Source organism: Curtobacterium sp. L6-1 (assembly GCF_018885305.1).
In the GTDB taxonomy this organism is placed as follows: Bacteria; Actinomycetota; Actinomycetes; order Actinomycetales; family Microbacteriaceae; genus Curtobacterium; species Curtobacterium aetherium.
Genome location: NZ_CP076544.1, coordinates 2,262,601 through 2,289,090 on the forward strand (window position 1 = coordinate 2,262,601; position 26,490 = coordinate 2,289,090).

The 26,490-nt window shown below is 71.9% G+C and carries 30 protein-coding genes; 12 read left to right on the forward strand and 18 right to left on the reverse strand.

Annotated elements, in window-relative coordinates:
• The first annotated feature begins 45 nt into the window (after window positions 1-45).
• Together KM842_RS10360 and KM842_RS10365 are read left to right on the forward strand one after the other, a co-directional pair.
• Entirely contained in the window at window positions 46-825 is a 780-nt protein-coding gene (locus tag KM842_RS10360) for an SDR family oxidoreductase (RefSeq protein WP_216258130.1), read from the forward strand.
• Between the two features lie 64 nt (window positions 826-889).
• A complete protein-coding gene (locus KM842_RS10365; protein WP_253206090.1) occupies window positions 890-1,912 on the forward strand; it encodes a VOC family protein in 1,023 nt (340 codons plus the stop codon).
• Between the two features lie 136 nt (window positions 1,913-2,048).
• On the opposite strand, the gene KM842_RS10370 is transcribed toward KM842_RS10365, so the two are convergent.
• The 8 genes from KM842_RS10370 to KM842_RS10405 all read right to left on the reverse strand — a co-directional run bounded on the left by KM842_RS10370 (window position 2,049) and on the right by KM842_RS10405 (window position 7,298).
• Entirely contained in the window at window positions 2,049-3,122 is a 1,074-nt protein-coding gene (locus tag KM842_RS10370; RefSeq protein WP_216258131.1) for a hypothetical protein, read from the reverse strand.
• 11 nt (window positions 3,123-3,133) lie between these two features.
• The gene (locus KM842_RS10375) at window positions 3,134-3,736 is read right to left on the reverse strand and encodes an ABC transporter ATP-binding protein (RefSeq protein WP_216258133.1); all 603 of its coding nucleotides are present in this window, start codon (window positions 3,734-3,736) and stop codon (window positions 3,134-3,136) included.
• On the reverse strand, window positions 3,727-4,785 hold the full coding sequence (locus KM842_RS10380; protein WP_216258135.1) for a peptidoglycan-binding domain-containing protein: 1,059 nt from the start codon (window positions 4,783-4,785) through the stop codon (window positions 3,727-3,729). Before KM842_RS10380 ends, KM842_RS10375 begins: the two co-directional genes overlap by 10 nt.
• Complete coding sequence (locus KM842_RS10385; protein WP_216258136.1) at window positions 4,782-5,279, reverse strand: hypothetical protein; 498 nt, start codon at window positions 5,277-5,279, stop codon at window positions 4,782-4,784. Before KM842_RS10385 ends, KM842_RS10380 begins: the two co-directional genes overlap by 4 nt.
• Window positions 5,280-5,402: 123 nt before the next feature.
• The gene (locus tag KM842_RS10390) at window positions 5,403-5,681 is read right to left on the reverse strand and encodes a hypothetical protein (RefSeq protein ID WP_216258138.1); all 279 of its coding nucleotides are present in this window, start codon (window positions 5,679-5,681) and stop codon (window positions 5,403-5,405) included.
• Between the two features lie 115 nt (window positions 5,682-5,796).
• The gene (locus KM842_RS10395; RefSeq protein WP_216258139.1) at window positions 5,797-6,237 is read right to left on the reverse strand and encodes a hypothetical protein; all 441 of its coding nucleotides are present in this window, start codon (window positions 6,235-6,237) and stop codon (window positions 5,797-5,799) included.
• Between the two features lie 155 nt (window positions 6,238-6,392).
• On the reverse strand, window positions 6,393-7,016 hold the full coding sequence (locus KM842_RS10400; RefSeq protein ID WP_216258142.1) for a hypothetical protein: 624 nt from the start codon (window positions 7,014-7,016) through the stop codon (window positions 6,393-6,395).
• A 3-nt stretch (window positions 7,017-7,019) separates the two neighbouring features.
• Window positions 7,020-7,298 (reverse strand): hypothetical protein, encoded by a 279-nt coding sequence (locus KM842_RS10405; RefSeq protein WP_216258144.1) that lies wholly within the window; start codon window positions 7,296-7,298, stop codon window positions 7,020-7,022.
• A gap of 109 nt (window positions 7,299-7,407) precedes the next feature.
• Here KM842_RS10405 and KM842_RS10410 point away from each other — a divergent pair, with 109 nt between their 5' ends.
• Window positions 7,408-7,974, forward strand: a complete 567-nt coding sequence (locus KM842_RS10410; RefSeq protein ID WP_216258146.1) for a GNAT family N-acetyltransferase — start codon at window positions 7,408-7,410, stop codon at window positions 7,972-7,974.
• A 169-nt stretch (window positions 7,975-8,143) separates the two neighbouring features.
• Here the strand turns inward: KM842_RS10410 and KM842_RS10415 are convergent, their stop codons facing one another.
• A complete protein-coding gene (locus KM842_RS10415; RefSeq protein WP_216258149.1) occupies window positions 8,144-9,649 on the reverse strand; it encodes a catalase in 1,506 nt (501 codons plus the stop codon).
• 124 nt (window positions 9,650-9,773) lie between these two features.
• Entirely contained in the window at window positions 9,774-10,241 is a 468-nt protein-coding gene (locus tag KM842_RS10420) for a Fur family transcriptional regulator (protein ID WP_216258151.1), read from the reverse strand.
• A 161-nt stretch (window positions 10,242-10,402) separates the two neighbouring features.
• On the opposite strand from KM842_RS10420, the gene KM842_RS10425 reads away from it, so the two are divergent.
• Together KM842_RS10425 and KM842_RS10430 are read left to right on the forward strand one after the other, a co-directional pair.
• Window positions 10,403-11,722 carry an acyltransferase family protein gene (locus tag KM842_RS10425; protein ID WP_216258152.1) on the forward strand — a complete coding sequence of 440 codons (1,320 nt, stop codon included), beginning with the start codon at window positions 10,403-10,405 and terminating at the stop codon, window positions 11,720-11,722.
• A gap of 126 nt (window positions 11,723-11,848) precedes the next feature.
• Window positions 11,849-12,679 (forward strand): cytochrome c oxidase assembly protein, encoded by an 831-nt coding sequence (locus KM842_RS10430; RefSeq protein WP_253206091.1) that lies wholly within the window; start codon window positions 11,849-11,851, stop codon window positions 12,677-12,679.
• 66 nt (window positions 12,680-12,745) lie between these two features.
• On the opposite strand, the gene KM842_RS10435 is transcribed toward KM842_RS10430, so the two are convergent.
• Together KM842_RS10435 and KM842_RS10440 are read right to left on the reverse strand one after the other, a co-directional pair.
• Complete coding sequence (locus tag KM842_RS10435; protein ID WP_216258154.1) at window positions 12,746-14,440, reverse strand: DHA2 family efflux MFS transporter permease subunit; 1,695 nt, start codon at window positions 14,438-14,440, stop codon at window positions 12,746-12,748.
• Entirely contained in the window at window positions 14,437-15,045 is a 609-nt protein-coding gene (locus KM842_RS10440; protein WP_253206092.1) for a PadR family transcriptional regulator, read from the reverse strand. The genes KM842_RS10435 and KM842_RS10440 overlap by 4 nt, the downstream gene beginning before the upstream one ends.
• Window positions 15,046-15,184: 139 nt before the next feature.
• Between KM842_RS10440 and purS the strand changes: the two genes are divergently transcribed.
• Genes purS through KM842_RS10460 form a run of 4 tightly spaced genes read left to right on the forward strand, consistent with a single transcriptional unit; the run spans window position 15,185 to window position 19,512 of the window.
• A complete protein-coding gene (purS, locus tag KM842_RS10445) occupies window positions 15,185-15,460 on the forward strand; it encodes a phosphoribosylformylglycinamidine synthase subunit PurS (protein ID WP_216258156.1) in 276 nt (91 codons plus the stop codon).
• Between the two features lie 2 nt (window positions 15,461-15,462).
• Window positions 15,463-16,158: a phosphoribosylformylglycinamidine synthase subunit PurQ gene (gene purQ / locus KM842_RS10450; protein WP_111074887.1), complete on the forward strand. Its 696-nt coding sequence runs from the start codon at window positions 15,463-15,465 to the stop codon at window positions 16,156-16,158.
• Window positions 16,159-16,190: 32 nt separating this feature from the next.
• Entirely contained in the window at window positions 16,191-18,572 is a 2,382-nt protein-coding gene (purL, locus tag KM842_RS10455) for a phosphoribosylformylglycinamidine synthase subunit PurL (protein ID WP_253206093.1), read from the forward strand.
• 4 nt (window positions 18,573-18,576) lie between these two features.
• Window positions 18,577-19,512, forward strand: coding sequence for a 2-hydroxyacid dehydrogenase (locus tag KM842_RS10460; RefSeq protein ID WP_216258159.1), 936 nt, complete (start codon window positions 18,577-18,579; stop codon window positions 19,510-19,512).
• Window positions 19,513-19,578: 66 nt separating this feature from the next.
• On the opposite strand, the gene KM842_RS10465 is transcribed toward KM842_RS10460, so the two are convergent.
• Together KM842_RS10465 and KM842_RS10470 are read right to left on the reverse strand one after the other, a co-directional pair.
• On the reverse strand, window positions 19,579-20,751 hold the full coding sequence (locus KM842_RS10465; protein ID WP_216258162.1) for a lactonase family protein: 1,173 nt from the start codon (window positions 20,749-20,751) through the stop codon (window positions 19,579-19,581).
• Window positions 20,748-21,065, reverse strand: coding sequence for a chorismate mutase (locus KM842_RS10470; RefSeq protein ID WP_216258163.1), 318 nt, complete (start codon window positions 21,063-21,065; stop codon window positions 20,748-20,750). The genes KM842_RS10465 and KM842_RS10470 overlap by 4 nt, the downstream gene beginning before the upstream one ends.
• Before the next feature lie 78 nt (window positions 21,066-21,143).
• Between KM842_RS10470 and KM842_RS10475 the strand changes: the two genes are divergently transcribed.
• On the forward strand, window positions 21,144-21,548 hold the full coding sequence (locus KM842_RS10475; RefSeq protein WP_216258167.1) for a DUF1304 domain-containing protein: 405 nt from the start codon (window positions 21,144-21,146) through the stop codon (window positions 21,546-21,548).
• Window positions 21,549-21,847: 299 nt separating this feature from the next.
• On the opposite strand, the gene KM842_RS10480 is transcribed toward KM842_RS10475, so the two are convergent.
• A complete protein-coding gene (locus tag KM842_RS10480; protein WP_253206094.1) occupies window positions 21,848-22,867 on the reverse strand; it encodes an iron-siderophore ABC transporter substrate-binding protein in 1,020 nt (339 codons plus the stop codon).
• A 67-nt stretch (window positions 22,868-22,934) separates the two neighbouring features.
• Between KM842_RS10480 and KM842_RS10485 the strand changes: the two genes are divergently transcribed.
• Window positions 22,935-23,807: a shikimate dehydrogenase family protein gene (locus KM842_RS10485; protein WP_216258169.1), complete on the forward strand. Its 873-nt coding sequence runs from the start codon at window positions 22,935-22,937 to the stop codon at window positions 23,805-23,807.
• 7 nt (window positions 23,808-23,814) lie between these two features.
• On the opposite strand, the gene KM842_RS10490 is transcribed toward KM842_RS10485, so the two are convergent.
• Window positions 23,815-24,195: a YchJ family protein gene (locus KM842_RS10490; RefSeq protein ID WP_216258172.1), complete on the reverse strand. Its 381-nt coding sequence runs from the start codon at window positions 24,193-24,195 to the stop codon at window positions 23,815-23,817.
• Window positions 24,196-24,218: 23 nt separating this feature from the next.
• Complete coding sequence (locus tag KM842_RS10495) at window positions 24,219-24,644, reverse strand: organic hydroperoxide resistance protein (RefSeq protein ID WP_216258174.1); 426 nt, start codon at window positions 24,642-24,644, stop codon at window positions 24,219-24,221.
• A gap of 168 nt (window positions 24,645-24,812) precedes the next feature.
• Here KM842_RS10495 and KM842_RS10500 point away from each other — a divergent pair, with 168 nt between their 5' ends.
• Complete coding sequence (locus KM842_RS10500) at window positions 24,813-25,274, forward strand: hypothetical protein (protein ID WP_216258176.1); 462 nt, start codon at window positions 24,813-24,815, stop codon at window positions 25,272-25,274.
• 54 nt (window positions 25,275-25,328) lie between these two features.
• On the opposite strand, the gene KM842_RS10505 is transcribed toward KM842_RS10500, so the two are convergent.
• Window positions 25,329-26,474, reverse strand: a complete 1,146-nt coding sequence (locus KM842_RS10505) for a zinc-dependent alcohol dehydrogenase (protein ID WP_253206095.1) — start codon at window positions 26,472-26,474, stop codon at window positions 25,329-25,331.
• Between the last annotated feature and the right edge of the window lie 16 nt (window positions 26,475-26,490).

The following is a 26,490-nucleotide window of genomic DNA, read 5'->3' on the forward strand; positions in this document are numbered from 1 at the left end:
GTGGACAGGACCGCGCACCGCAGCGCGGTCGGGACGGAGGCCCGGATGACGACCCACAGACCGCTCGCCCTGGTGACCGGGGTCGGCCGCCGCGCCGGCATCGGCGCGGCCATCGCGACGCGACTCGCGTCGGACGGGTGGGACCTGGCCCTGAGCTGGTGGGGGCCGTACGACGAGCGGGTGTACGGCGCCGCCGATCCGGAGGGGGTGGACGCGGTCGTGGTGGAGTGCCGGGCGGCGGGTGCTGCCGTGACGCGCCTCCCGGTCGACCTGGCCGACGCGACGCAGGCGGCCGCGCTCGTCGAGCGCGCCGAGGCGGAGGCGGGTACCGCGGTGGCCGCGGTCGTGTTCTCGCACTGCGAGTCGGTGGACTCGGACTTCGCGTCGACCACCGTCGAGTCGTTCGACCAGCACCTGGCCGTGAACGTGCGGGCGCCGTTCCTCATCGTGCAGGCGTACGCCCGGCGACTCCGGGACGGGGCGGACGCACCGCTCGACCGTCGGCGGATCGTCGCGCTCACGAGCGACCACGTCGGGTACAACCTGCCGTACGGGACGAGCAAGGGCGCCCTGGACCGGTTGATCGTCGGCGCGGCGATCGAGCTCGGTGACGTGCAGGTCAGTGCGAACGCGATCAACCCCGGGCCGAACGACACCGGGTGGATCACCGACGACCTCCGGCAGGCCCTGGTCGAGCAGACGCCGCTCGGGCGGGTGTCGACGCCCCGGGACACGGCCGCGCTCGTGGGGTTCCTGTGCGGGCCGGACGGCGGGTGGGTGAACGGGCAACTGCTCAAGACCGACGGCGGCTTCAGCGCGAAGTGACGGCCGGTCTGGCCCATGACCATGTTTGGTTGACGCGTCAACAAAGTGGGCGCACACTGAGGGGATGAACTCGCAGGACCTCCTCGCCGCGGACACCGGGATGGGCGCCGTGACGCTCCGGGTCGCCGACCTCGACGCCGTCACCGCGTTCTACCGGGACGGCGTCCGGCTGACGGTCCTGGCGCAGGAGGGTGGCCGGGTGGTCCTCGGTCGGCCGTCCGCAGGAGCTGCGGTCGCTGGTGCCGGTGCCGGTGCCGGTGCCGGTGCCGGTGCCACCGTCGCCGGCGCTCCTCTCCCCGGTGCTCGCGTCGCCGACTCCCCCGTCGCCGGCGCTCCCGTCGCCGACGCCCGGGCGGCCACGGGGCTCACCGTGCCGATCCTGGTCCTCGAGCACGAGCCGGCCCTCCGGAACGCCGGACCGGGGCAGGCAGGTCTGTTCCACACCGCGATCCTGTTCGACGACCGTTCCGACCTGGCCGCCGCCCTGTACTCCGTCGCCACGCGCTACCCGCGGTCGTTCACCGGCAGCGCCGACCACCTGGTCAGCAACGCGTTCTACTTCACGGACCCGGAGGGCAACGGCGTCGAGCTGTACTGGGACCGCGACCGCACCGAGTGGTCGTGGACGCACGGGTCGATCGACATGGACACCGTGTACATCGACCCGAACGCGTTCCTGCAGGAGCACCTCACCGCGGAGGCCGTCGAGCGCGCCGACACCCGGCCCGGCCGCGTCGGCCACGTCCACCTGTCGGTCGGCGACGTGGCCTCGGCGAAGGCGTTCTACGTCGACACGCTCGGCTTCGCGACCACCGCGGCGATGGGCGGCCAGGCACTGTTCGTCAGCGCCGGCGGGTACCACCACCACATGGCGATGAACACGTGGAACTCCCGCGGAGCGGGGCGACGGCAGCAGGCGCTCGGACTCGGGCTGGTCCGGATCGAGGTCCCGGCCGCCGACGACCTCGGCGCCCTGACCGCCCGGATGCGCGATGCGGGCGTGCAGACCACTGACGACGGTCGCACGGTCGCGTTCGAGGACCCGTGGGCCAACCGCATCGAGGTGACGACCGCCGGTCGCGGGTGACGTGTCGGAAGTGACGACCGCCGGTCGCGGGTGACGTGTCGGGCGCTCGCCGCGCCTCCCGGCCGGGCGCGCGGTCGTGAGCTCGGAGACGGTCGCCGGAGCGACAGCAGTGCGGGGTCGTCCGTCATCCGCCCGGTCACCGGGTGCGGAAGTAGCGGTGCAATGCACGCTCCCGGACGAGCGGCACCGCGGCTGCACCTCCCGTGACCGCGCCGACGAGTCCGAGCACGCAGAGGACCGTGCCGTCCGCGACGATCGGCAGCCCGTCCCCGGGCGGGAGACCACGGACGAGCACGACGGACACGGCGAGCGCCAGGGCCGCGGCGACCGCACCCCACGCGAGGTGCTGGACGGCGATGCCGAGTGCCTGCGCCGCCACACGGACCCCGACGTGACGGTCCGAGGCGATCGACAGCCGTCGACGCAGGACCGCAGCGCACCCGACGACGAGACCGAGGGCGAGCGCCACCGACTCGAGCAGGCCGGGGGCCGGCGGGTCACTCGGGAGGAACGCGGTCCCGGAGCGGGGGTTCAGCTGGCCGAGCGTCGACCGCTCGCCGTCCTCTGACCCGGTCGCTGTGAGCAGTGTCCGCCGGAGCGCGCTGACGGCGGTCTCGTCCTGGGGCCAGACGGTCGCCCAGCACGCGTCGAAGGGCGCACCGTCGTCGACGGTCGGAGCCAGGACCGCGTACGACAGCTCGGGGTCGCGGCCGTCGTCCGGGTAGGCGTAGACCCCCGCGACCGGCACCGGACCGTCCGGTGTCGCGATCTGCTGCCCCGGACCGACGCCGAGGACCTCGGCCACCTCGGGGGCGACGAGGACACCCGTGGCACCGGTGGTCCCCGCGACGCCGAACAGCGCGGTCGCTCCACCGGTCACCTCGTACGTCGGGATCGACGTCCCCGGGAGCGCCGCGACGACCATGCCGTCCTCGGTCTTCCGGAAGGCGCCGGCTGCCAGGACGTCCGGCTCGTCGGCCAGCGCCGCGCACGCCCGCCCGTCGATCCGTCCGGCCGCGGTGAACACCTGCGTGGCGGCACCGGACGCCACCCATCGCGCTGCGGCGCGGACGTCATCCGCCACGGCGACGGTCCGGACGCCGACGACCCCCGCGACCAGCACCGCCAGGACCCCGGCGCAGACGACCGCCGCACCCGCGCCCGAGGCGATGTCCCGCCAGGCCTCACGGAGGACCTCCGTCGTCCGCATGCCGGGCCGTCTCACCGGAAGGCCCCGAGGTCGAGGACTGCTCCACACGCAGCCCGTGTGGCGTCGTCGTGCGTCGCGACGACGACGGTGGTGCCGGCCGCTGTGAGCTCGGCGATCACGTCGTTCACCTCGGCCGCGGTCGTCCGGTCGAGTTGCGCGGTGGGTTCGTCGACGAGCATCAGGGTCGGGTCCGTGGCGACACCCCGTGCGAGCATCAGCCGCTGCGCCTCGCCGCCCGAGAGCTCGCGGAACCGCGCAGTGGCCCGCGCCGCCAGACCGAAGCGCTCGAGGACGACCATCGCCCGGTGCTCGGCCGCACGTCGACGCATCCCGCGGGCGAGCAACGGCAGGGTCACGTGGTCGAGCGCGGTTCGACGCGCCACCCCGTGCGGGTTCTGGAACACCCACAGCACGGCGGCGTCGTCGGGCAGTTCCACCCGTCCGGCCGTCGGGGTGGTCATCCGGGCGAGGATCGCGAGCAGCGTCGACTTCCCGGACCCGCTCGGGCCGACCAACGCCGTCACGGTGCCCTCGTCGAAGGTCCGGTCGACGTCGCGGAACAGTTCGGTGCCGTTCGGCCAGCGGTGCCCGACACCACGGAGACTCACCGGCACGGCCGACCGCTGTCGGGCGCTGCGCGGACGCGGTCGAGTGTCGCTCCTGGGCCGACTCGGACGAAGGACTGCCCGAGCTCGGAACCGACGACCTCCACCCGGACCGGGTCCCCCGTCACCGGCTGTACGCACGCGTGGTCGTCGCGGAGGTCCCAGAGCGCGGTCGGCGGCACGACCTGGACCGTGAGGGGCTCGGCGAGCGCCCACGTGGCCGGGAGCGTCGGGACGCCGTCGGCGGACGCCACCGTGGCGGCGTACTCCGGCAGCGCGCCGATCTGCGCGAGTGCTGCCGGGTCCGTCACCACCCCGTGGTCGTCGACGGCGCTGTGGAACTGCCCGACGGCGACCACCCGCGCGCCGGCCACGACGTCGGCGGGGAGCTGCTCGATCCGTGCTCCGCGGAGTTCCGCTGGCAGTTCGACGAGCGTGCCGTCGGCGTCCACCGGCGCTCCGACCACCGCCGTGCACGTCCGGACCGTCGCCTCCGCCGCGGGGATCCACGCGAAGGCCGAGCGCTCGATCGAGTCGTCCGACACCGCCGAACGGGGAACGTCGTGGGCCAGGAGGAACCAACGCGCCGCCCGGAGCGTTCCCGGTCCGACGATCCCGTCGACCGCGATGGTCGACCCCAGTCGGGCGAGTTCCTGCTGGAGCCCGCGGACGTCCGCACCCCGGTCGTCGACGTGGAGGTCCCGGAACAGCGGCGTCGCGCTGGCGAACGCGATCACCGGCAGGTCGTCGACGCGGGCGATCTCCGTGCCGCTCCGGATGACTCCGCCGGTCGAGCACGACGAGGACGTGACGATGCCGGTGCGGCTCGTGACCACGGCTCGGGGTGCTCCGGTGTCGAGCGCGAGCTGCACCTGGTGTTCATCGGCGTCCGTCCGCTCGGTGACCGCCACCGTGCCGACCGGCCTTGCCGTCCGCAGGGCCGCTGGAGGATCGGCCGGGAGCGCCACGACCGCACCGACGGCTGCGGCCGCAGCGAGGAGCAGGCTGCCGAGACCGAGGAGCGAGCCCGACAGCGCGGCGGTGCGACGCCCGCTCATCCCTGCCGCCAGAGGCCGAGTGGGTCCAGCCGGCACTGGACAGCAGCAGGGTCGTACTCGTCGAACGAGAACGTGCCGGTGTCGTGCTCGGACCGCCATCGGCGTTCGGTGTAGTCCGGGCCGACGAGGCCCGACGTCCGCAGACATGCGGCGGTGATCTTCGCGTCGTCCTGCTTCTCCGGATTGCGACGAGTCTCGGTGAAGAGGTACGTGATGCTGTGGTCCCACCTGTCCAGGCACGCGAGCCGCGTCTTCTCGAGCGCGGCATCCACGCCCTCGGTGAGCGCACTGCCATCCGAGGGGGTCACCTCGTACGTGTTCTCTTCCGACCACTCGAGGTCGAATCCGCCGTCGTGCATGCAGCTCTGCACCCGGCGATGCGAGTCACTGAGTTCAGCGGCCGTCACCACACCATCCGTGAGCACCTTCCGCTCGTAGGGAGAGGCTTCGCCTCGAGCCTGCGCGAACTCCGCACTCCACGGACCATCCGCCATCGCCGAGTGAGCGTCGCGACGAGCATCTGTTCGACCTGGAGCGCAGCCAGCGAGGAGACCAGTTGCGAGGATGACGCCGAGGACACGGACCGCCATCGGTAGCGAGAGCAACTCGTGGGCCGATCAGGCTCGGACCATCCCGTACTGCGTCACGTCGGCGTAGCAGAGCCGTTCGAACGACCAAGCGTCGGCACCGACGGTGTTGCCGAACTTCTTCGTGCTGTTCCTGATGATGTTGAAGTGGACCGCCCTGCCGCAGCCCGTGTAGTTCTTGCCCTTCGTCTGGGTGATCTGTCCCCAGCACGCCGAGGCCGTCGCCTCGGTCGCGGACGCTGCATCGAGGGCGATGCCTCCGCTGACGACGATGCCGACGAGCGCGGTACTGACGAGCAACTTCTTCATGATGGTCTTCCTCTCTGTTCGCCACGGACCTCGTGGCAACGAACATCCATGCAATTCCGGAGGCAGGAGGCAGATCGGCTCCTCGGCGGCCCCCTCCGCCCCTCCGCCCGCGCGCTCATCCCTGTCGCCCGAGGCCGAGAGGGTCCAGCCGGCACCGGGTCGCTTCCGGAGACCACTCCTCGAAGGAGAAGTGGTCTCCCGCCCGTTCGCTCCGCCACCGCCGTGGGGTGTAGTCCGCGCCGACGACGCCCGAGCGCCGGAGGCAGTCCGCCTGGATCACGGCCTCGTCCCGGTGCTCCGGGTTCCGTCTCACTGCGTCGAACAACTCCGAGATGCGGTGGTCGAACCGCCGCGAGCAGTCCGCCACGTACGCCATCACCTGATCGATGCTCTCGCTCTGACGGCGCAACGGGTCGATGGCGGCAGCGCCGTCACGGTGCTCCTCGTACCGGTACCCGTGGCCCCGCATGCACGTGCTCGTTCGCGCTCTGGCATCAGCGCGTTCGTCGGCGGTGATCACACCGTCCGCGAGGATCCTCACCTGGTTCTGAGCCACCGCTGCTTCCGCGAACTCCGCCGCTCAGGGGCCGGCGGCCGCGAAGACCGCGGGGTCGGCCCGATCGGAAGTCGATCCGCTCCGGTCCGGGTGGGCCTGGGCGCAGCCACTCAGGAGCAAGGACAGCAGCGCCGTCAGCGCGCACGATCGCAGCGTCATGGTTCCCGCCACAACCCGAGTGGATCGAGCCGACACTGCTGTGCACGCTCGTCGTACTCGTCGAACGAGACGAGGCCGGAGTCGGACTCGGCCCGCCACTTCCGCTCGGTGTAGTCCTTCCCGACCACACCGGCCCTCCGGAGACACGCAACGGTGATCGTCGCTTCGTCCTGCTTCTCCGGATTGCGTCGGGACTCCTCGAAGAGCATGGTCACGTACTCGTCGTACTGCTTCTCGCACGCGCGCAGGACCGGATCGGACCGGTCGAAGAAGTCGTCGGGGTACTTCCCGTCGAGCGAGAGCACGTCGAAGCCCCCGTCCGGGTCGTACTCGATCCCGAGCCCCGAGTCGGCGAGGCATGCACGCACCCGACCGTGCACGTCCTCGACCTCGGCGGTGGTGATCTGCCCGTCGGCGAGGATCTTCTCCTCGTACGAGGAGATGCCCGCCCCGAGCGCTTCGCGGAACTCATCGGCCCACGGCCCAGCATGAGCGAGTGCCGGGTCGGAGGCGGCGCCCGTCAGCTGGGGTCCCGTGGCTCGTGCGCACCCGGACGCGAGGAGTGTGACGACCGCCGCCATCACGATCGCCACGCCGGCGCAGCCACGCTCCTGGCGCACCGGCTACCTCGCGGTCATCCCGTACGAGACGACGTTCGCCCAGCAGAGGCGCTGGTGCGACCACCCCCCTCGACCGACCCAGGCTCCGTACTTCGACGACGAGCCCCGGATGGCGTTCCAGTGCCGCGCACTCGAGCAGGTGTTGTTCTTCCCCTTCAGCAGGCTGACCGAGCCGTAGCACGCCGCCGCCTCTGCCCGAGGCGCCGACGCCACGTCGAGCGCCAGGGCGCCGCTGACGATCGTGCCCACGACGGCTGCGCCGAGGATCACCTTCGCGATCATGTCCGTTCCCTCCACCCCCGCGAGCCCCTCGCGTTGATGTGCAACGTATTACCGTCTGCCGGCGATCGCAACAGTTCATGTCGCATCTCGAATGGCCCAAGATGGGCTCATGAGCGAAGACATCCGGTGGGAGGTGGTCGAGGAGAGCGCGCTGACGCTCGCCGACCACGAAGCGATCGCGGCGATGCTGGCGCAGGCGTTCCCGAGCTGGTCGCACTGGTACGTCGGCGGTCGGAGCTGGGCGGGCATGCAGCCCGAACGACGGGTGCTCGGTCGGAGCGGGGACGGCGTCGTCCTGGCCCACGTCGGCATCCGCCGGATGTTCGTCACGGTCGGCGGTGAGGACGTCCTGGTCGGTGACACGGGACTGGTCGGTGTGTCACCACGCCTGCAGGGCACCGGGGTCGGCCGCGAGTTGATGGACCACGTGCACGACGTGCTCGACGGCCTCCGCGTGCCGTACGGCTTCCTCGGCGCCGGCGAGGACCGCATCCCCTTCTACGCACACATGGGCTGGCACGAGTTCCCGGAGGCGATCGGCACGTTCAGCGCGTTCACCGCGGACGGCGCGGGCATCGTCGAGACCGAACAGGGCGGGTGGATGGTCCGTCCGGTGACCGCCCGGCTCGAGGACTGGCCGGAGGGTCCGGTCCTCCTCAACGGCCAGCAGGTCTGAACCGGCCAGCAGGTCTGACCCGGCCAGCAGGTCCGACCCGACCAGCAGGCCCGACCCGGCCAGCAGGCCCGACCCGACCAGCAGGTCTGACACCGCCACCAGGGCGACGACGAACGGGAGGCGCGGTGCGAGTCCGACTCGCACCGCGCCTCCCGTCCGTGTCCGGCGGTTACGCCTCGACCGCGACCTTCTCCGGGTCCTCGTTCGAGCCCGGCGCGCTCGGCGCGACCGCGGCGCGCACACGCGCACCCAGGTCGGCGTCGACGTTGGTCCAGTAGGCGAAGACGCGCTCACGCAGGTCGTCGCGCGTCACCTTGGAGACGTGTCCGGCGATGTTGCCGACCAGGCGCTCGCGGGCGGCGTCGTCGAGGACCTCGCGGTAGAGCGTGCCGGCCTGGCCGAAGTCGTCGTCCTCGGGGTGCAGCGTCGCAGCGGAGCGCTGCAGCGCGCCGTCGGACTCCCAGCCCGGGACGTCGTCCGTGGCGTTCGGGTCGGCGTGCGCGCCGCCCTGGGTGTTCGGCGCGTACACCGGCACCTCCGCCTTCTGGAAGTCGAAGCGCATGGCGCCGTCCTTCGAGTACGAGTGGACCTCGTTCTTCGGGGCGTTCACCGGCAGCTGTGCGTGGTTCGTACCGACGCGGTAGCGCTGGGCGTCCGCGTAGCTGAAGATGCGCGCGAGGAGCATCTTGTCGGGGCTCGTCGCGATGCCGGGCACGAAGTTCGACGGCGCGAACGCGGCCTGCTCGATCTGCGCGAAGTAGTTCTCCGGGTTGCGGTTGAGCTCCATCGTGCCGACCTCGATGAGCGGGTAGTCGGCGTGCGGCCACACCTTCGTGAGGTCGAACGGGTTGAAGCGGTAGCTCTCGGCCTCCGCGTACGGCATGACCTGCACCTTGAGGACCCACTTCGGGAAGTCACGGCGCTCGATGGCCTCGTAGAGGTCGCGGATGTGGAAGTCGGCGTCCTCACCGGCGATGCGGTCGGCGTCCTCCTGCGTCAGGGTCTTGTGGCCCTGCTGCGTCTCGAAGTGGTACTTCACCCAGAAGCGCTCGCCCGAGGCGTTGATCCACTGGTAGGTGTGCGAGCTGAAGCCGTCCATGTGGCGCCAGCTCGACGGGAGGCCGCGGTCGCCCATGAGCCACGTCACCTGGTGCGCCGACTCCGGGGAGAGGGTCCAGAAGTCCCACTGCATGTCGTGGTTCCGGAGGTGGCTGCCCGGCAGGCGCTTCTGCGAGCGGATGAAGTCGGGGAACTTGATGCCGTCGCGGATGAAGAACACCGGGGTGTTGTTGCCGACGAGGTCGTAGTTGCCCTCTTCGGTGTAGAACTTCAGCGCGAAGCCGCGGGGGTCGCGCCAGGTGTCCGGGGAGCCCTGCTCGCCGGCGACGCTCGAGAAACGGGCGAGCATCTCGGTCTGCTTGCCCGGCTGCAGGAACGCGGCGCGGGTGTACTGCGACACGTCGTGCGTGACGGTGAAGGTACCGAACGCACCGCCGCCCTTCGCGTGGACGACGCGCTCCGGGACGCGCTCGCGGTTGAACTGGGCGAGCTTCTCGACCAGGTAGTGGTCATGGAGGGCGAGGGGGCCGTCGGCCCCGACTCCCATGGAGTGCTGGTCACTGGAGACCGGAGCCCCGCTGTTGGTCGTCGTGGTGGGCGTGTTCTGGTCGGACACGGTTCCTCCTCAGGTGGAACGGTTGGTTCGGTCAGGGTGGCTCGGGTTGGTCTCTGGGTACCGCGTCAGCCAGACGCGGATCGAGCGTGGCGGGCCGGCCGGGAGGCTCGTCCTGCGCGGGCGCTCAGCTCGCGCTGGGCGCACCCGCCGGCACGACGGCGTCCGCCGTTTCGTCCCGCTCGGCTGCTGCGCACTGCTCGCAGATCCCCCAGTAGGTGACCTCGGCGGTGGTGACCGCGAAGCCGTGGGTCTCGGACGGGGTCAGGCAGGGGGCGTGTCCGACGGCGCAGTCGACGTCGCCGATCGCGCCGCACATGGTGCACACGATGTGGTGGTGGTTGTCCCCGGTCCGGCGCTCGTACCGCGCGGGGCTACCCGCCGGCTCGATGCGGCGGACGAGTCCGGCACCCGTGAGTGCCGCGAGGACGCCGTAGACCGCCTGGTGGCTGGTGGTCGGGAGCTCGGCGGCGAGCGCGGAGACGAGACTGTCGGCGGTCGCGTGCGGGCTGGCCCCGATCGCGCGGAGGGCGGCGAGCCGCGGTGCCGTGACGCGGAGTCCGGCGCCACGGAGGAGTTCGGTGTCGTCGACCATGTGGAGCCCTTCTCTTGCAGCGTTCAAGACAATGCCCACTGTACACGGCCGGGGCGATCCCGCGGAGGACACGTGCGCCTCCCGGAATACGGTGTGTCACGATCCGGTCGCGATCCGTCCCAGTACTCCTGCGCCGTCGACCCTGCCGGTAGCGTCCAGCCATGTCCACGAAGCAGGCCGGCGCACCGTCGTCGCACTCCGCTCAGGACGCCCGGGGGACCATCGCGCAGCGGGACCTGGTCGTCGACCTCATCCGGACGGCGTGCGTCGTCCTCGTCGTCGTCGTGCACGTCACGATGGTCGGTGTCGCGTCGGACGCGTCCGGCATCCGCGTGACGAGCCCCCTCCAGGAACTGCCCTGGTACGTGGCCGCGACGTGGGTCGGGCAGGTGATGCCGCTGTTCTTCGTGGTGGGCGGCTTCGCGAGCGCCGTGGGGTGGCGCAGCACCGTCGCACGCGCGGGCTCGACCGGCGACCCGGCGCGGGACTACGTCGCGACCCGGCTGGTGCGACTGTTCCGCCCCGCGGTCCCGCTGTTCGTGGTGCTCGCGGTCGGACTCGGCCTCGCCACGGCCCTCGGGACCCCGGCGGACCTCCTCGACGAGCTGGCGTTCGGCATCGGGTCCCCGCTCTGGTTCCTGGCCGCCTACGGCATCACGCAGTGCTGCGTCCCGTTCATGGCGCGGCTGCACGCCCGGGCACCGTGGCGGACCCTGCTCGTGCTGCTCCTGCTCGCGGCGGCGGTCGACGCCGTCCGTCTGGGGACGGGTGTCGCCGAGGTCGGTCTGCTCAACCTCGGGCCGGTCTGGCTGTTCGCGCAGCAGCTCGGGTTCCTGTGGGCGGACGGGTGGTTCGCCCGCCGCTCGCGTCTGCTGCTGCTCGGCACCGCCGCGGTGGCCTACGCGGCGCTCGTCCCGCTGACCTCGGTGGGGCTCTGGGCGCCGGACATGCTGCAGGACCTGAACCCGCCGATGCTCCCGCTGGCGTTCCTCGCGGTCGGGCAGGCGTGTCTCGTGCAGGTCGTGCACGCACCGCTGACCCGGCTGATGGCGACGCGTCCGGCACAGGCCGTCGTGTTCCTGCTCGGCCGGGACGGCATGACGATCTACCTCTGGCACCTGCCGCTCTTCATCCTGCTCAACGGCGTCGGGTTGCTCGTCGGCCTGCCGTTCCCGGAGCCGGGTTCCGGCACGTGGTGGGCGACCCGCGCACTGGCGGTGGTGGTGCTCCTCGCCGCGGCCCTCGGCGTGGCCCGACTCGTCCGCCGCGCCGACCGGCCGCTCCCCCGCCTGGTGCCCGGGTCGGACCGGCCGTCGTGGGTGGTCCTGGCCGTCGGCGCGGTGTGCACGATCGGTCCGGCGTTCGCGGTGATGCAGCTCCACCTGTCGTTCCCGCTCGCGCTCGTCGGCGCGGTCGCGATCCCGGTCGGCACGTGGCTGCTCACCCGCACGGTCCCGGCCGTCGGCGTCCGCACCATGTAGGGATCCTCATCCGCCGGGGACCGTCAGGACCGCCCGTCGGGAGGATGATGACTCCCGCAGCGCGACCCCCGGGAGGCACCCACGCCGTCACCCTCCGAGTTCTGGAGCACCTGGCACCTCGACCCGGTGGCCGCGGTCCTGCTCGCCGTCGCGGCCGTCGCATACGGCCGGTGGCTCGTGGTCGCCCGCCGCCGTGGTGCGTCCTGGCCGTGGTGGCGCACGACCGCCTTCGTGGCCGCGCTCGCCCTGTTCGCCGTCCTGCAGTTCGGCATCGTCGGGCAGGACGACCGGGTGCTCCGGTGGGCGTTCGTGCTGCGGCTGGCGGTGCTGTTCTTCGCCGTCCCCGCGTTCGCGGCCGCGGCCGGACCGCTCGCGCTGCTCCGGACGGGAGGCCCGACCCGCCTGGCCGGGACCGCCGACGCCGTCCTGCGGTCGCGTCCGGCACGGGTGCTCGGCAACGCGATCGTCGCACCGCTGGTCGCCCTCGTGGTGTTCGGGGTGCTCCTGACCCCCGTCGCGGCGGTGCTCCGGCAGTCCCTGCTCGGCACCGAGGCGGTCACCGTCGTCGTGCCGGTGCTCGGCTTCGCGCTGCTGGCACCGTTGTCCGAGGTCGGCGTGCTGCACTCCTCGGCGTTCGCCACCGCGGAGTTCCTGCTGGCGTTCGTGGAGCTCGTGCTCGACGCCGTGCCCGCGGTGGTGCTGCGGGTCACCGACCACGTGCTCGACGGTGCCGGCCGGGTCGCCCTGCACGTGCCGTGGGCGCCGTCGCCCCTCCGCGACCAGCACCTGGCGGGCGACCTGCTCTGGTTCATCGCCGAGGTGGCGGACGTCCCCGTGCTCATCGCCCTGTTCGTGCGGTGGCAGCGTTCCGACCGTCGCGAGGCCCGCGCGCTCGACGACCTGACGGACGAGCAGGTGGCGGCGCTGACCCGCGAGCACCTGCAGCGCCGGTCCTGAACGACCGGAGCCCCGGCCCCTCACGTCGAGGGACCGGGGCTCCGGTGCGGGTGGTGCGGATGCGGGCTACGCGCCGGCGTGCTTGCCGTGGTGGTCGGGCGCGGTGGCCTCCGCCTCCGCGCTGACCGGTGCCGGTGCGGCGGCGTGGGCACCGACGTGCTGGCGCTCCCCGGCGTCAACCTGCTCGGCGTCGACCAGCCGGGCGTCCGGCTGCCCGGCGTCGGCGTGCCCCGCTCGGGCCGCGGCGTCCGGCTGGGTCGCGCCCGAGCCGGTCTGCTGCCACGCGACCGTCTGCTTGGGCTTCGCGAGGAACAGCGCGGCGACGATCGCCGCGATGAGGACGACGGCCGGCAGCACGAGCGACTGGCCCATTGCCCGCGAGAACGGCTCGAGCAGGAAGCCCGGGAGCGAGCCGGTCTGCCCGACACCAGCGGCGGAACCGCCGGACTGCTGCGGGAACTCGGCGGTGATCCGGGCCTCCATGAGGGCGGCGATGCCGGCGGAGCCGAGCACCGCACCGATCTGCCGGGTGGTGTTGTAGACGCCGGAGCCGGCGCCGGCCAGGCGCGGCGGCAGGTTGCGGGTGGCGGACACGGACAGCGGACCCCACATGCAGGCGTTGGCGAGCCCGAGCAGCGCGCTCGGCAGGAGCACCCATCCCCAGTCGGCGTTCGCGGCGATCAGCCCGCCGAACCAGAACAGGCCACCCGAGAAGCAGGCGAGACCGAAGGAGGCGACCCAGCGCGGGTTCCACACGGTGAGCTTCTTGCCGACGAACGGCGCGAGGCCTGCCGAGATGACCGCCTGCGGGACGAGGAGCAGCGCGGCCTGGGTCGGTGAGAAGCGCAGGACGTCCTGGGCCCACAGCATGATCGGGAGCGCGAAGGACGCGATCGCGACGCCGACCGCCGTGATGGCGATGTTCGCGAGCGTGAAGTTGCGGTCCTTGAACAGGCCGAGCGGCAGGAGCGGCTCGCCCTTCTGCACGCCCTGCCAGACGACGAACGCGGCGAGCACGACGATGCCGGCGATGATGAGCGACCAGACGGAGATCGGACCGGTGATGGTGCCCCAGTCGTAGGTCTCGCCCTCCTGGATGCCGAAGACGAGCAGGAACAGGCCCACGGCGGACAGGACGATGCCGAGGGCGTCGAAGCGGTGCCGGTTCGTCGCGAACCGCGGGACGAACCGCTGCGCGAGCACGAAGGCGACGATGCCGACGGGGATGTTCACGAAGAAGATCCACTCCCAGCCGAAGCCGTCGACGAGCAGGCCGCCGAGGATCGGGCCGACGAGTGAGGCGACACCGGCGACCGCACCCCAGAGACCCATGGCGGCGCCACGGTTCTGCGGCGGGAAGATGCGCGTGATGACCGCCATCGTCTGCGGGGTCATCATCGCGGCGCCGAGGCCCTGTACGACGCGGGCGAGGATGAGCACCTCGATCGAGCCGGCGAGGCCGCACCAGAGGCTGGCGAGGGTGAAGACGACGAGGCCGACCTGGTACAGGACCTTCGGGCCGAAGCGGTCACCGAGGCGGCCCGTGATGAGCAGCGGCACGGCGTACGCGAGGAGGTAGGCGCTCGTGACCCAGATCACGGCGTTGATGTCGGCGTCGAGGGCCCGGGCGATGGTCGGCGTCGCGACCGAGACGATCGTCGAGTCGACGAGGATCATGAAGAAGCCGACGACGAGCGCCCAGAGCGCTGGCCACGGCTTCTTGCCGTGTTCCAGGTCGGCGGCGGTGGAGGCGGATGTCATCGAGTGGTGTCCTTGCTGTTCTGGAGGTGTTCGTCGGGGAGGGCCGGGCCCTCCCAGGGGATCTGACCGCTGTCGAGGCGGTCGGCGATGGCGCTGAGCCACTCGAGCTGCGCGGTGAGCATGGCGCGTGCGTACGACACGTCGAGCCAGTAGCGCTCGGCGAGGCCCTTGGCCTGGAGGCCCGTGGCGGCGTCGTCGTACCCGTCGCGCTGGGTACGCAGTGCGGAGATGCGCGCCCGGAGCGCGGCGGCCACGTCCTCGACGGGGAGGTTGTCGACGTGGGACACGGCGAGCCCGAACTGCGGGTACTCGTCGGCCGGCTCGGCGACCATGCGGCGGAGGCCCGCCTCGAGCGCCGTGCGTCCGGCGTCCGTGATCGCGTAGGTGGTCCGCTCGGGCCGGTTGCCCGCGCGGTCGGTGCCGACGGCCTCGGCGTACCCGAGGTCCGCCAGGCGGCCGACCTGGTGGTAGAGCGTGCCCGGTCGGACCTTGACGTTCCGGTCCTCACGACGCTGCAGCATCGTCTGGAACATCTCGTAAGGGTGCATCGGCGCCTCGGCCAGCAGGCCGAGTGCCGCGAACGCCAGGGGCGTCAGGTCGGGCACGGGTCCTCCGGGTGTTCGATGCCGATTGTTCGAAGTGGAACATACGCCTTCGAACAACCATCCACAACTGCTCCGGCGGGTCGTGGGCGGCACCTAGACTGTTCTCGTCCCCACCCGACCCCTGTGCTGGAGTGAACACGTGCCAACGATCGTCGTCGAGGTCATGCCGAAGGCCGAGATCCTCGACCCCCAGGGCAAGGCGGTGGGCAACGCCCTCGCCCGCCTCGGCAAGAACGACCTGACCAACGTCCGCATCGGCAAGCGATTCGAGGTGTCAGTCGACGGCCCCGTCGACGACGCGAAGCTCGCCGAGGTCCGCGAGATCGCGGTCGACGTCTTCTCGAACGCAGTCATCGAGGACGTCGTCTCCGTGACCGTCGTCGACGACGACACCGAGACCGGCTCCGCCGCGTGACGATGCGCATCGGCGTCATCACGTTCCCCGGTTCGCTCGACGACCGGGACGCCCAGCGGGCCGTCCGCCTCGCCGGCGCCGAACCCGTCGCGCTGTGGCACGGCGACCACGACCTGCAGGGCGTCGACGCGATCGTGCTTCCCGGCGGGTTCTCGTACGGCGACTACCTGCGCGCCGGAGCCATCGCCGCCAAGGCCCCGATCATGGCCGAGGTCATAGACGTCGCGGGCAAGGGCATGCCGGTGCTCGGCATCTGCAACGGCTTCCAGATGCTGGCCGAGGCCCGCCTGGTCCCCGGCGCGCACACCCGCAACGCGCACCAGCAGTTCATCCGCCGCGACCAGGTCCTCCGCGTCGAGAACGCCGACACCGCCTGGACCTCGGGCTTCGACGCGCAGCAGGAGATCACCATCCCGCTGAAGAACGCCGACGGCCGGTTCGTCGCCGACGCCGACGAGATCAAGCGCATCGAGGACAACGGCCAGGTCGTGTTCCGCTACGTCGGCGTGAACCCGAACGGGTCGATCGACGACATCGCCGGCGTCTCGAACGAGCGCGGCAACGTCGTCGGGCTCATGCCGCACCCCGAGCACGCGACGGAGCCCGGCTTCGGTCCGGACACCCGCGCTGCCATGGCCTCCGGCACGGACGGCCTCACCTTCTTCACCTCCGTGATCGAGCGCGCGCTCGTCAAGTGACCGCGACTCAAGTGACAGGGAACGACAACACCGTGACGACCCCCGTTCGCCCGAAGCCCGACACCGTCCAGGACGCCGCCGCGACGCCCGACAAGGAGCAGCCGTACGCGGCACTCGGGCTCAAGGCGGACGAGTACGCGAAGATCCGCGAGATCCTCGGCCGCCGCCCCACGTCGGGCGAGCTCGCCATGTACTCGGTCATGTGGTCCGAGCACTGCTCGTACAAGTCGAGCAAGAACTACCTCCGACAGTTCGGCCAGAAGGTCACGCCGGAGATGAAGCAGAACCTGATGGTCGGCATGGGCGAGAACGCCGGTGTCGTCGACGTCGGCGACGGCTGGGCGGTCACCTTCAAGGTGGAGTCGCACAACCACCCGTCCTACGTCGAGCCGTACCAGGGCGCTGCCACGGGCGTCGGCGGCATCGTCCGCGACATCATCTCGATGGGCGCGCGTCCGGTCGCCGTCATGGACCAGCTCCGCTTCGGCGCGATCGACCACGAGGACACCGCCCGCGTCGTGCACGGTGTCGTCGGCGGCATCTCGTTCTACGGCAACTGCCTCGGCCTGCCGAACATCGGCGGCGAGACCTACTTCGACCCGGTGTACCAGGGCAACCCGCTGGTGAACGCACTCGCGGTCGGCGTCCTCCGTCACGAGGACCTGCACCTGGCGAACGCGTCGGGTGCCGGCAACAAGGTCGTGCTCTTCGGCGCGCGGACCGGTGGCGACGGCATCGGCGGGGCGTCGATCCTCGCCTCGGACACCTTCACCGAGGGCGGCCCGACCAAGCGTCCGGCCGTGCAGGTGGGCGACCCGTTCGCCGAGAAGGTGCTCATCGAGTGCTGCCTCGAGCTCTTCCAGAAGGAACTCGTCGAGGGCATCCAGGACCTCGGTGCCGCGGGCATCTCCTGCGCGACCTCGGAGCTCGCGAGCAACGGCGACGGCGGGATGCACATCTCGCTCGACGACGTCCTGCTCCGCGACCCCTCGCTCACGGCAGAGGAGATCCTCATGTCGGAGAGCCAGGAGCGCATGATGGCGGTCGTCCGCCCCGAGAAGCTCGACGCGTTCCTCGCGGTCGTCGGCAAGTGGGAGGTCGAGACCAGCGTGCTCGGCGAGGTCACCGGTACGGGCCGCCTCGTCATCGACTGGCAGGGCCAGGAGATCGTCAACGTCGACCCGCGCACGGTCGCCGTCGACGGCCCCGTGTACGACCGCCCGGTCGCCTACCCGACCTGGATCGACGCGCTCCAGGCCGACGGCGCCGAGTCGCTCGACCGCCCCGAGACCGGTCCGGCGCTCAAGGCGCAGTTCCTGCAGCTGCTCGGCTCGCCGAACCTGTCAGACAAGCGCTGGGTCACGAACCAGTACGACACCTACGTGCTCGGCAACACCGCGCTGTCCTTCCCCGACGACGGCGGCATGATCCGCGTCGACGAGGAGACCGGGCTCGGTGTCGCCATCGCCACCGACGCGAACGGCCGCTACTGCCAGCTCGACCCGAAGCAGGGCGCTCGTCTGGCCCTCGCCGAGGCCTACCGCAACGTCGCCGTCACCGGCGCGGTCCCCGCGGCGGTCACCGACTGCCTGAACTTCGGCTCTCCCGAGAACCCCGAGGTCATGTGGCAGTTCTCCGAGGCCGTCGAGGGCCTGGCGGACGGCTGCATGGAGCTGGGCATCCCGGTCACCGGCGGCAACGTGTCGTTCTACAACCAGACCGGCGACACCCCGATCCACCCGACGCCCGTCGTCGGTGTGCTCGGCGTGATCGACGACGTCGCCAAGCGGATCCCCTCCGGCTGGCAGGACGACGGCCACAACATCTACCTGCTCGGCACGACCTCCCTCGAGCTCGACGGCTCGGCATGGGCCGGCACCGTGCACGGGCACCTCGGCGGTCGCCCGCCGGCGGTCGACCTGCAGCGCGAGAAGGCCCTGGCGGACCTCATCGCCGCGGCGGCCGACGAGCAGCTGCTCACGAGCGCCCACGACCTGGCGGACGGCGGCCTCGGCCAGACGCTCGCCGAGTCGGTGCTGCGCTTCGGGCTCGGCGCCCGGGTCGTGCTCGACGAGCTCGAGTCGCGCGACGGCGTCGACACCGCGACCGCGCTGTTCTCGGAGTCGACCGGTCGCGTCATCGTCACCGTGCGCCGCGAGGACGACGTCCGCTTCCAGGGCCTCTGCGCCGGCCGGGGCTACCCGGTCCTGCGCATCGGCGTGACCGACGCGGCCTCGGGCTCGCTCGAGGTCCAGGGTGCGTTCGAGGCGACGATCGACGAGCTCCGCGGTGCCCACGGCGCCACACTGCCGTCGCACTTCGGCGACGTCATCCAGGAGAACGTCACCGAGGGCTACGTCGGCCGCGGGCCGCTCGAGTCGCACGGAGCGTTCTCGCCCCGTACGGACGCCTGACCCGGTGCCGATCGTCACGCTGCCCCTCCAGGAGCTGGTCGACCGGTTCGGTCCGGTGCCGGACGGCGTCGAACTCGACGTCTGGGACGTCGAGGCGCCGCACGCCCGGGCCGACGAGGTCGCCATCGCGTTCCTGCCGTTCTACTTCGCGGGGCGGCACCGCTGGCAGTACGTGCACGACCTGCCGAACCTCGAGCTGCTGCAGCTGCCGAGCGCCGGGTACGAGTGGGCGGTCCCGCACGTCCCCGGCCACGCACACCTGGCCAACGGCCGCGGCATCCACGACGACGAAACCGCGGAGCTGGCGGTCGGCCTGGCGCTGACGTCCCTGCGCGAGATCTCGGCGTTCCAGTTCGACCGCGTCGACCAGCGGTGGGACTCGCGCGAGACCCGATCCCTGGCCGACCGTCGGGTGACCGTCGTCGGCTACGGCGCGATCGGCTCCGCCATCGCGACCCGCTTCGAGGCGTTCCGCACCGAGGTGACCGTCTTGGCCCGGACCGCTCGCGAGCAGGACGGCCGGCAGGTGCACGCGTTCGGTGAACTGCCGGACCTCGCGCGCGCCACCGACGTCCTCGTGCTCATCGCACCGCTCACCGACGAGACCGAGGGGCTGGTGGACGCGGACCTCCTCGCGGCGCTGCCCGACGGGGCCCTCGTGGTGAACGTGGCGCGCGGCAAGGTCATCGACACCGACGCCCTGGTGGCGGAGCTGCGGTCCGGTCGACTCTCGGCGGCGCTCGACGTCACCGACCCCGAGCCGCTCCCCGCCGGACACCCGCTCTGGACGACGCCGAACACGGTTCTCACGCCGCACGTCGGCGGCAACACGGACCTCAGCGTGCCGCGGTCGCTCGACCTGGTACGCCGACAGGTGGCGGCGTTCGCCGAGGGGCGGCCGTTCGAGAACCTGATCGAGGTCCCGGTTCCCCAGGCCTGACCGCGTCGGAGCAGCCCGAGCCACAGGGCCGCCAGTGCCGCTCGTGCCCTCGTGCTGCTCGTATCGCTAGTGCTGCTCGAGCGGCACGATGCAGGCCGGGCTGCCGACGGCGATCTGCCCGACGGCCTCCCCCGGTACCCCGTCGTCCCCGACCGGCAGGACCGCGATCGCGTCGGACATCTGGTTCGCGACGAGCAGGTACCCGGGCACACGTGCGAAGTGCCGCGGCCACACACCCCCGCACGAGGCGCTCCCGACCACGCGGAGTCCGCCGTCCGCAGCGTCGAGCACCACGATCTGGTCCCGCCCGCGCACGGCGACGGTGACGAGGCCGCGCTCGTCGACCTCGATGTGGCTCAGCAACGAGGTGCCGACCGGTCCGTCGAAGACCGCCGTGTCGGCGATCGTCCGGAACGAGCCGGACTCGTCGCGATGGAGCCGGTGCACGCGACCGTCGAGTTCACCGGTGACGACGAGGTCGCCCTCGTACCAGGCCATGTGCCGCGGCCCGGCACCGGGTGCGACGTGGTGGACGCGGACCGGCTCGATCGACACCGAGACGGCGTCGGCCTCGACCCGGAACTCGTGCAGGGCGTCGCCCCCGAGGTCGGCGACCAGCACGGTGCCGTCCGGCGTCGCGACGGACTGGTGGGCGTGCGGGCCCTCCTGGCGGTCCTCGTCCGGGCCGGTGGCGTCGGGCAGCAGCTCGGTGGCGACCGCGGCGTCGGGCAGCACGGCGGAGACCCCGGCGCCACGACCGGCGACCCCATGTCCGGCCGCGCCGCCGTCCGCCCCGGCAGCAGGACCGGCACCAGGACCGCCCGCGCCGGTACCCGTGTCCGCTGCGATCCCGTCGCTGGCCGCGACCGAGGACGCGTACGACTCGGCCGCCTCCAGCGAGACCGCGGTGACGGTGCCGGAGACGTAGTTCGTGACGACGAGGGCGCCGGACGGGTCGACCCGGATGTGGCAGGGCGCATCGCCACCGGCGGGGGCGTCCCACAGGTGCTCGAGGGACGACCCCGACATGCGGAACGCGTGGACGCCGCCGTCGGAGGTCTCGGAGACGGCGTAGACGCGGTCGCCGGACACGGCGAGGAACGAGGGGTCGTCGAGGACGGCCACGGTCGACGCGACGGGAGCGGCGCCTCCGCTCGTGACCACGGAGATCCCGGTGGCGTTCCCGCCGCCGGTGGCCGTGTACGACCCGACGAGCAGGTGCAGGTCCGGCAGGGTCACAGCTCGCCCACCGCGATGCGCTCGTGGTGGTGGATGACCTCGGCGACGATGAAGTTGAGGAACTTCTCGGCGAAGGCGGGGTCGAGGTGGGACTCGGCCGCCAGGGACCGCAGCCGCGCGACCTGGATCTGCTCGCGGGACGGGTCGGCCGCGGGCATGCCGGCAGCGGCCTTGAGGTACCCCACCCGCTGCGTGTACTTGAACCGTTCGGCGAGCATGTGGATCACGGCGGCGTCGATGTTGTCGATGCTCTGCCGGATGCTCTGCAGTTCGGCGACGGCGTCCTCGTCGTTCGTGGTCCGGGCCTCGTTCATGCCACGAGCCTACTGATCGAGCGCACGCGCGACGAGAGGCGGACGCGCGCACCCGCCCGGTCCTGAGAGGATGGCACCATGACCGTTCTGCTCGCGATCTCCGGTGTGTTCGCTGTCCTCGCGGGCCTCGTGCACGTGTACATCTTCTTCCTCGAGTCCGTGGCGTGGACCAGCCCCCGCGTCCGCCAGGTCTTCGGGATCGCCTCGGAGGCCGAGGCGCAGGCCACCCGTTCCCTCGCCTTCAACCAGGGCTTCTACAACCTGTTCCTCGCGATCGGCGCGATCCTCGGTGTCGTGCTCGTGCTCGCCGGCAACGGTGCCACGGGCTGGACCCTCGTCGTGTTCTCCTGCGCGAGCATGCTCGGTGCGGCCGTCGTCCTGGCCGGCACCGGCGCGAAGTACCTGCGCTCGGCGTCGATGCAGGGCGCGTTCCCGCTCCTCGCGCTGGTCTTCGCGTTCCTCGGTTCAACGTTCGGTCACTGACCCGCCCGGCCTGGAGGCCCGGCCTCCTCCGCCCCGCCGCCCTCGGTCCGCCTCGTGGCCGGGCCGGGCAGCCTGGCCGGCCACCGCATCCGAGCAGAGCGGCCAGCGCCTCCGAGCGGAGCGGCCAGCGCCTCCGAGCGGAGCGGCCACCGCCTCCGAGCGGAGCGGCCACCGCCTCCGAGCGGAGCGACCACCGGCCGCCTTACGACAGGAACCGGCTCGCGCCACGGGATCCCGTGGCGCGAGCCGGTTCCTGTCGTGCAGGGCCGTGCGGCGCGAGCGGCCGCGCCCCCGCGGCCTCAGCCGAGCTTCGCCGCGAACTCGTCCGGCAGCCGCTCGAGCGCCCACTCGATGGCAGCGGTCGTCCCGAGCGAGAACGCCGAGGAGACGTCCGCGTCGTCGATGACGATCGAGTGCCCGGCCTCGACCGACGGCACCTTCTTGAACAGCGGGTCGGACGAGGCCTTCGACGCCTCGACGTAGATCGGCAGCACGACGGTCAGGTCGGCGTTGAGCAGGTCGAGGTTCTCGTTCGACAGCGACACCGAGAACTCCTTGCCGGCAGCCTGGTCGATCGCCTTCGGGGTGGTGAACCCGAGGTTCTGCATGAACGTCGCGCGGCTGTCCCGGGAGGCGTAGACGCCGAAGCCCTCGGACGTGTACGCGCCGATCGCCGCGGTCTTGCCCTCGAACTCCGGGTGCGCCTTGCGAGCGGCGGCGTAGGAGTCGTCGAGGTCGCTGAGGAGCTTCTTGCCCTCGCTCTCCTTGCCGAGCGCCTTCGCGATCATGTCGACCTGCTCCTCCGTGGAGGTCAGGTAGTTCTCGCCGCCCTTCGGGATCGCGACGGTCGGGGCGATGGCGGAGAGCTTGTCGTAGCGGTCCTTGTCGCCCGAGCTCTTCACGTCGAGGATCACGTCCGGCTTGAGCTTGAGGATCTCCTCGTAGCTGGGCTCGAGCGTGTTGATGATCGTCGGCTTCTCGTCGTACGCGCCCTGCAGCCACGGACCGACGCCGTCGCCGCCGAACGCGAGCCAGTCGCTGGCCCCGACGGGCTGCACGCCGAGCTCGAGCGCCGTCTCCGCGTCTCCCCAGCCGAGGGCGACGACGCGCTTCGGTGCGGAGTCGATGGTCGTGGTGCCGAGCCCGGTCGAGATGGACACGGGGAAGGCCCCGTCGGACGACCCGCCGCCGGCCGAACTGGACGAGGACGGGGTCGAGGAGGAGCAGCCCGCCAGGACGAGGGAGGCGGCGACGACGGCACCGGCCGCTGCGAGCACGCGCCCGAGGCGGCGGCGCTTGGGGAGGGAGGTACGGATCACGAAGGGTAGCCTAACCTAACGGTCCGCTCCGCACCCGTTCGGCCGTCCCGCGGATAGGCTCCGGCGCGTGACACCGACCTTCCCCGACCCCGACCGCACGCACCTCGCGGTGCTCGGCTCCCCGATCGCGCACTCGCTCTCCCCCGCGCTGCACGCTGCGGCCTACGACGTGCTCGGCCTCCCCTTCACGTACGGGAGGCACGAGGTCGCGTCCGGCGGACTGGGCGCGTTCGTCGCGGGGCTGGGTCCGGAGTGGCGCGGCCTCAGCCTGACGATGCCGTTGAAGCGCGAGGTGCTGCCCTTGCTCGACCGCACGACCCCGCTCGTCGACGAGCTCGGGGTGGCGAACACCGTGGCCGTGCGGCAGGAGGGACCGTCGGTCGTCCTGGCCGGCGCGAACACCGACGTCGCCGGGCTCGTCCGCCCGGTCGCCGCACTCGGGCACGTCCCCGGCGAGGCGACGGTCCTCGGCGGCGGGGCCACTGCGGCGAGCGCCCTCGCGGCCGCCCAGCGACTCGGTGCGCGGCTCGTCCGGGTGTTCCTGCGCGACACCGGCAAGGCGGGCGACCTCGTCCTGCTCGCCGCCCGGCTCGGGGTGACGCTCGAGGTGCACCCGCTCGACGACCTCGGCTCGGCGGACCCGATGGGCTTCGTGGTCTCGACCCTGCCGGGCGGCGCCGCGGACGACCTGCCCCTCGTGCCGTCCGGTCCCGATGCGGTGTTGTTCGACGTGGCGTACGAGCCGTGGCCGACCCGGGCCTCCACGGCGTGGGCGGCTGCCGGGGGTCGCGTGCTCAACGGGCTCGACATGCTCAGCGAGCAGGCGATCGGGCAGATCCGGTTCTTCCTGCACGGCGACGAGGACGAGCTGCTGCCCGACGAGGCAGCGGTCCGCCGGGCGATGCGCGCCGCCGTGGGCCTGCCGGAGACGATCGGCTGACGCCGGGTCAGGCCACGACGCCGTCGACGTAGTACCAACGTCCGCCCTCGCGGACGAACGAACTCGCCTCCTCCAGCGTCCCCCGCGCGGAGCCGGAGCGCCACCACGCGCGGAAGGTGACGGAACCGGCGGAGTCGAACGGGCCTCCCGACCGGGTGTCCATGATGTCGAGGCGCGTCCAGCGCTGTTCCGGGTCGAGCTCGAGCGACGCGGGACGCGTGCTCGGGTGCCAGCTGTCGAGCAGGTAGGCGGGCAGCCCGAGCGCGAACGCGGAGAACCGCGACCGCATGAGCCGTTCGGCCGTCGGCGCGGGCGCGCCCTCGTGCAGGGGCCCGCAGCACTCGTCGTAGGGGTTGCCGCTCAGGCAGGGGCAGCGCTCGGTGCTCACCGCCCCAGCCTAGGCAGCGGCGGTCAGTCGACGAGCGAGAGGGTGACCGTGATGTTGCCGCGCGTGGCGTTCGAGTACGGGCAGATGGTGTGGGCGGTCTCGGCGAGACGCTGGCGTTCCGGACCGGCTACGTTCGGCGCGTAGACGTCGAGCTCGACGGCCAGGCCGAAGCCACCCGCACCCTTGCCGCCGATGCTCACCTCGGCGGAGACCTCGGCGCCGGTGGTGTCGAGCTCGAGCTGCTTGCCGGCGACGTGCAGGGCGCCGAGGAAGCAGGCGGCGTACCCGGCGGCGAACAGCTGCTCCGGGTTGGTGCCCTCGCCGCTGCCGCCCATCTCCTTCGGCGGGCGGGTGTCGAGGTCGATGCGGTCGTCCTCGCTGCGGACGTGTCCGTCACGGCCGCCTCCGGTGGCGTGGGCGGCGGCGGTGTAGACGATGTCGAGACTCATGGCGCCAGGTGAGCGACCGACGCTGGATGATCGCTGTGGAGGCCCGGGGGTGCGCGGACGGGGTCGGTCCGGGGGCAGCACGGCCGGGCGTGTCCGCCGGTCCGGAGGGCTGGTGGTAGACAGGCCGCGTGTACCGACTGGGGTGGCAGGTGTTCCGGCCTCGTCGTCGTGTCGTGCTTCCCGGTGCGCCGCCGGGACGAACCACCGGCGACGATCAACGGGTACCAGGTGCGGCCGGACACGATGCACATCGCCCGCGACTCGGTGCAGCGGTACCTCGGCCGACGGATGCCCGAGGTCCGGCCGGAGGACCGTGACGTCGTCCTCGACGACACGGCCCTCGTGCGCCGGACGCTCGTCGTCGACGTCGTGCGTGCCGCGCCCGGGCTCGTGGGGCTCGCGTTCCTCGGCGTCGCCGTGCTCCTGCTCGGCGGCCGCCACGGCCTCGGGTTCATCGTCGCGATCGGCTACCTCGACCTCCTCCCGGACCGCGTCCTCCGGCTCGGTCGCGCCGAGCGTGCGCACCGAGCGGCTGCGGCCCTCCCGCCGACGGCGACGGACGCCCCGACTGCCGGATCGGCGCGCAACCGCTTCCCGTCGGGCTCGAAGCTCCGCCTCCCCGGCGACTGACGGCGGTGAAGCCCCCTCCCCGCGACACGCGTGGGGAGGGGGCTCCGCAGCCGGTCAGGGACGGAAGACCGCCCGGACGCATCCGTCGGTCTTGTCCTTGAACATGGCGTACCCATCCGGGGCGTCGTCGAGGGGCATCACGTGCGTCGCGAGGTGTTCGGTGACGATCTCGTCGCGCGCCATCCGTTCCAGGAGCATCGGGATGTACCGGTGCCCGTGCTGCTGCGCGGACCGGAGTGTGAGGCCCTTGTTCATGATCGCCCCCAGGGGGAACTTGTCGACGTAGCCCCCGAAGACACCCAGCACGAAGAGGCTGCCACCCTTCCGCGCCGCGAACACGGCCTCTCGAACGGCCGTGGGCCTGTCGGTCTGCAGGCGCAGCTGCTGCTTCAGCTGGTCGTAGGCGAAGTCGGGGCCGTCACGGTGCGCCTCCATCCCGACCGCCTCGATGCACACGTCGGGGCCGCGGCCGCCCGTCAGTTCGCGGAGCTCCGCGGTGACCTCGCTGGTCTCGTAGTTCATGGTCTCCGCGCCGATGACCTGCTCGACCTGCGTCAGTCGCTCCTGGAAGCGATCGATCACGATGACGCGCTCAGCACCCAGCAGCAGCGAAGCGCGTGCCGCCATCTGCCCGACGCCGCCGGCGCCCCAGACGGCGACGACGTCACCGGGGCCGACGCCGCCGAGGTCCGCTCCCATCCACCCCGTCGGGGCGGCGTCGGAGGCGAACAGGGCCCGCTCGTCGCTGACCCCGTCGGGGACGGGGAAGGCGCCCTGGTCGGCGTAGGGCACCCGGATGTACTCCGCGTGACTCCCGGCCCAGCCGCCCAGCGCGTGCGAGTAGCCGAAGCAGCCGCCCGGAGCCTGACCCCAGAGCGCTTCCGGGATGCCGGCGTTCGGGTTGCCGTTGTCGCAGAGCGAGTACAGCTCGTTCTTGCAGTACCAGCACTTCCCGCACGCGATGAACGAGCAGACCACCACCCGGTCACCGACCTTGTGCTTGGTGACGGCCGACCCGACCTCGACGACCTCGCCGATGAACTCGTGGCCGAGCACGTCGCCCGCACGCATCGTCGGGACGTACCCGCCGAGGAGGTGGAGGTCGGACCCGCAGGTCGTGCTCAACGTCACCTTGACGATGATGTCCTGGGTGTTGAGGATCTCTGGGTCGTCGACCTTCTCGACCGTGAGCTTGTCCACTCCGGTCCAGCACAGC